The sequence below is a fragment of the Thauera sp. genome (assembly GCF_034003485.1).
Lineage (GTDB): Bacteria > Pseudomonadota > Gammaproteobacteria > Burkholderiales > Rhodocyclaceae > Thauera.
Map to the genome: position 1 here is coordinate 1 of NZ_JAVEYL010000079.1, position 4,476 is coordinate 4,476.

The window sequence follows — 4,476 nt, forward strand, 5'->3', positions numbered from 1 at the left end:
AGGCGCTGGGCGGCGTGGGCTATACCAACGAGTATTCGGTGGGCCGCCTGTGGCGCGACGCCAAGCTGTACGAGATCGGCGCCGGCACCAGCGAGATCCGCCGCATGCTGATCGGCCGCGAACTGTTTTCCGAAACCCGCTGAGCGGAGCGTCTGCGATGAGCGTGATCAAGTCCAGCATCAACACCCGCAGCGAAGACTTCCAGGCCAACGCCGCCAGCCTGCGCGCCCAGGTCGAGGACCTGCGCGCCAAGGCGGCGCAGGTCAGCCTCGGCGGCGGGGAGTCGGCGCGCGCCAAGCACACGGCGCGCGGTAAGCTGCTGCCGCGTGACCGCGTCGGCCACCTGCTCGACCCGGGTACGCCCTTCCTCGAGGTCGGCCAGATGGCGGCCTACGGCATGTACGACGACGAGGCGCCGAGCGCCGGCGTCATCACCGGCATCGGCCGCGTGCAGGGCGTCGAATGCATGATCGTGGCCAACGACGCCACGGTGAAGGGCGGCACCTACTACCCGATGACGGTCAAGAAGCACCTGCGCGCGCAGGAGATCGCCGAGCAGAACAATCTGCCCTGCATCTACCTGGTCGACTCGGGTGGCGCCTTCCTGCCCAAGCAGGACGAAGTCTTCCCCGACCGCGACCACTTCGGCCGCATCTTCTTCAACCAGGCCAACATGTCGGCCAAGGGCATCCCGCAGATTGCGGTGGTGATGGGCTCGTGTACCGCGGGTGGCGCCTACGTGCCGGCGATGTCGGACGAGACCGTCATCGTCAAGAACCAGGGCACGATCTTCCTCGGTGGTCCGCCGCTGGTGAAGGCGGCGACCGGTGAGGTGGTGAGCGCCGAGGATCTCGGCGGCGGCGATGTCCATACGCGCCTGTCGGGCGTGGCCGACCACCTGGCCGAGAACGACGCCCACGCGCTCTACATCGCGCGCCGCATCGTCTCCAACCTCAACCGCACCAAGCCGATCAACCTCGCGCTCGGGCAGGGCGAGGAGCCGCTGTACGACCCGGAAGAGATCTACGGCATCATCCCCAGCGACACCCGCAAGCCCTTCGACGTGCGCGAGATCATCGCGCGCGTGGTCGATGGTTCGCGCTTCGACGAGTTCAAGGCACGCTACGGCACGACGCTGGTGTGCGGCTTCGCCCAGCTCCACGGCTACCCGGTGGGCATCGTCGCCAACAACGGCATCCTGTTCGGCGAATCGGCGCAGAAGGGCGCGCACTTCATCGAGCTGTGCGGCCAGCGCGGCATCCCGCTGCTGTTCCTGCAGAACATCACCGGCTTCATGGTCGGGCGCAAGTACGAGAACGGCGGCATCGCCAAGGACGGCGCCAAGATGGTGACCGCCGTGGCCACCGTGCAGGTGCCCAAGATCACCATGCTGATCGGCGGCTCCTTCGGCGCCGGCAACTACGGCATGTGCGGCCGCGCCTACAGCCCGCGCTTCCTGTGGATGTGGCCGAATTCGCGCATCAGCGTGATGGGCGGCGAGCAGGCTGCGAGCGTGCTGTCCACCGTGCGCCGCGACGGCATCGAGGCCAAGGGCGGCGCCTGGAGCAAGGAAGAGGAAGAGGCCTTCAAGGCGCCGATTCGCGACCAGTACGAGTTCCAGGGCCACCCCTACTACGCCACCGCGCGCATGTGGGACGACGGCGTGGTCGATCCGGCGCAGTCGCGCCGCATCCTGGGGCTGTCGCTTTCGGCCGCACTCAATGCACCGATCCAGCCGACGAAGTTCGGCGTGTTCCGGATGTAATGCAGCGAGGCGAGGTCTAGAATGGCCATGTAGATAGCCATTTAAGGAGGCGCAGATGATCTCGATTGCCGATGCGAAGAACCAGTTGCCTGCGCTGATTCATCAGGCCGAAGCGGGCCAGCCGGTCACGATCACGCGCCGCGGCAAGCCGGTGGCGGTGGTGCTTGCGGTCCAGGAATACGAGCGCATGCGTGTCGCGACGACCGCGCGCCCGTCGTTCTGGGATGTCGTGCAGGAGGTGAGAGCGAAGCTCGCTGCCGAGGATGCGTTTCCTGACTGGACGGACGAAGAGATCGACAGCTGGCGCGACAGGACGATCTACGAGCCTCGCTGCGATTTCAGCGGACCCGAATATGACTGGGCCGGGGGCGTTGCAGACGACGCAGAAGGGCCCGATGTGAAACAAGAGCGTGCGTGATGGGGGTGTCGTTTCTGCTGGATACCAATGTGCTGTCCGAATTGCTCAAGCCGCGGGTTGATCCCGGGGTTGTGCGTCGCTTTTCGCGTGATGGAAACGACTGCGCGATTGCGTCGGTCGTTTGGCACGAGTTGCTGTGTGGCGCCTTGCGCGCCCCGAGTGTCGGGCGGGGGGAGATGCTGGTACGGGCTTATCGTGACATTGTCATCGGCTCCAGCATGCAGATATTGCCGTACGACGAAACTGCAGCCACCTGGCACGCGAGAGAGCGTGCCCGCCTCCTTGGGCTTGGGCGGCCGCAGCCCTACCCGGATAGCCAGATCGCCGCCATCGCTGCCACCCGGAACCTGACCTTGGTCACGCGCAATACGCGCGACTTCGAATGCTTCGACGGGCTGAGACTGGAGAACTGGTTCGAAGCCGGAAAGGACTGAAACGCCCCTTGAGGCGAGGAGACACGATGTACGAAACGCTTGAAATTCAACGCGAAGCCGGCGTGGCGACGATCTGGATGAACCGTCCGGACGTGCACAACGCCTTCAACGCGCAACTGATCGCCGACCTCACCACCGCCTGTATCGAACTCGATGCCGACGACTCGGTGCGCGCGGTGGTGCTGGCCGGGCGGGGCAAGAGCTTCTCGGCCGGCGCCGACCTCAACTGGATGAAGGCCGCCGGCGAGGCGAGCGAGGCAGAGAACTTCGCCGACGCGATGAAGCTCGCCGGCATGCTGCGTACGCTGGCCGAGATGAACAAGCCGACCATCGCGCGCGTGCACGGCGCGGCGCTGGGTGGCGGCATGGGGCTGGCGAGCGCCTGCGACATCTGCATCGCGGGGGACAGGGCGGTGTTTGCGACCTCCGAGGTCAAGTTCGGGATCATCCCGTCGGCGATCAGCCCCTATGTGATCCGCGCCATCGGCGAGCGCCAGGCCTATCGCTACTTCCAGACCGCGGAGCGCATCAATGCCACGCGCGCGGCGACGCTGGGGCTGGCGCACGAAGCGGTGGCGACCGAGGAACTGGACGCCAAGGTGAGCGAAGTGGTCGAGGCCCTGCTGCAGGGCGGCCCGAAGTCGCAGGCTGCCGCCAAGGACCTGATTCGCGCGGTGGCCAACCGGCCGGTGAGCGACGCAGTGGTGGAAGACACCGCGCGCCGCATCGCCAGCTTGCGCGTGACGCCCGAGGCCAAGGAGGGCCTGGCCGCCTTCCTCGACAAGCGCCCCGCGGTGTGGATCGCGCAGGGTTGAGCTGGGGACGGGCTGTGGCCGGCAAGCGCACGAACTGCGCGGCCTGCCGAGCCTGACGAACATCCGCGGAGACCGCCATGGACGCCTACGCCTTCAGCAGCTGGCCGACCGAGCTCACCGCGCTGCTCGACTGGAGCGGTGTGCCGCTCGACATGGCCTCGCTCGCCGCGCTGGCGGCGGGTCTGGGTTGGGCGAGCGGGCTGCGGCTGTACGCGCTGGTGTTCGTGCTCGGTGCCTTGGGGCGCTTCGGCGGCGTGCAGTTGCCGGGCGGGCTGGAGGTGCTGACGCATCCGCTGCTGCTCGGGGTGTCCGGGGTGATGCTGCTGGCCGAGTTCTTCGCCGACAAGCTGCCCTGGTTCGATTCGCTGTGGGACGCGGTGCACACCTTCATCCGCATCCCGGCCGGCGCGGCGCTGGCGGCCGCGGTGATGGGCGACCAGGCGGGCGCGGTGCAGCTGGCGGCGGCGCTGGCCGGCGGCACGCTGGCGGCGGGCGCGCACTTCGCAAAGGCGGGGGCGCGGGCGGCGATCAACACCTCGCCCGAGCCGGTGAGCAACGTCACCACCTCGCTCGGCGAGGACGCGATGTTCGCCGGCGGGTTGTGGCTGCTGCTGCAGGAGCCGCTGTGGTTCCTGGTGGCGCTGGTGGTGTTCGTGGTGCTGGCGGTGGCGCTGATCGTGGTGCTGTGGCGCTTCCTGCGGCGGGTGTTCCGCCCGCGCTTGCGGCCGGCGCACCCCGAACTGCCCGCGCCGTGAAGCCTGCAGGGACCGCAGGGACAACTTTCTGAATTCCGACAAGAAGCTGGAGACGACATGTTCGACAAGATCCTGATCGCAAACCGTGGAGAGATTGCCTGCAGGGTGATCAAGACCGCCCGCCGCATGGGCATCAAGACCGTCGCGGTGTATTCCGAGGCCGACGCCAAGGCCCGCCACGTGCGCCTGGCCGACGAGGCCGTGCTGATCGGCCCGGCGGCGGCGCGCGAGAGCTACCTGGTGATCGACAAGATCATCGCTGCGGCCAAGCAGACCGGCGCCCAGGCCA

General features: G+C 67.6%; 7 protein-coding genes. All 7 read left to right on the forward strand.

The window, feature by feature from the left end; translation table 11 throughout:
* Nucleotides 1–143 (forward strand): acyl-CoA dehydrogenase family protein (locus RBT54_RS18255; RefSeq protein ID WP_320368414.1); only part of this gene is annotated, 143 nt, incomplete at its 5' end.
* A 14-nt stretch (nucleotides 144–157) separates the two neighbouring features.
* The gene (locus RBT54_RS18260; RefSeq protein WP_320368408.1) at nucleotides 158–1,765 is read left to right on the forward strand and encodes a carboxyl transferase domain-containing protein; all 1,608 of its coding nucleotides are present in this window, start codon (nucleotides 158–160) and stop codon (nucleotides 1,763–1,765) included.
* 55 nt (nucleotides 1,766–1,820) lie between these two features.
* Nucleotides 1,821–2,183 (forward strand): type II toxin-antitoxin system Phd/YefM family antitoxin, encoded by a 363-nt coding sequence (locus tag RBT54_RS18265; protein ID WP_320368409.1) that lies wholly within the window; start codon nucleotides 1,821–1,823, stop codon nucleotides 2,181–2,183.
* A 5-nt stretch (nucleotides 2,184–2,188) separates the two neighbouring features.
* Complete coding sequence (locus RBT54_RS18270) at nucleotides 2,189–2,617, forward strand: type II toxin-antitoxin system VapC family toxin (RefSeq protein WP_320368410.1); 429 nt, start codon at nucleotides 2,189–2,191, stop codon at nucleotides 2,615–2,617.
* A 26-nt stretch (nucleotides 2,618–2,643) separates the two neighbouring features.
* Nucleotides 2,644–3,432: an enoyl-CoA hydratase/isomerase family protein gene (locus RBT54_RS18275; protein ID WP_320368411.1), complete on the forward strand. Its 789-nt coding sequence runs from the start codon at nucleotides 2,644–2,646 to the stop codon at nucleotides 3,430–3,432.
* A 77-nt stretch (nucleotides 3,433–3,509) separates the two neighbouring features.
* Nucleotides 3,510–4,187 carry a DUF4126 domain-containing protein gene (locus RBT54_RS18280; protein ID WP_320368412.1) on the forward strand — a complete coding sequence of 226 codons (678 nt, stop codon included), beginning with the start codon at nucleotides 3,510–3,512 and terminating at the stop codon, nucleotides 4,185–4,187.
* A 57-nt stretch (nucleotides 4,188–4,244) separates the two neighbouring features.
* Nucleotides 4,245–4,476, forward strand: a 232-nt coding sequence (locus RBT54_RS18285; protein WP_320368413.1) for a biotin carboxylase N-terminal domain-containing protein, incomplete at its 3' end; no start/stop codon positions are given.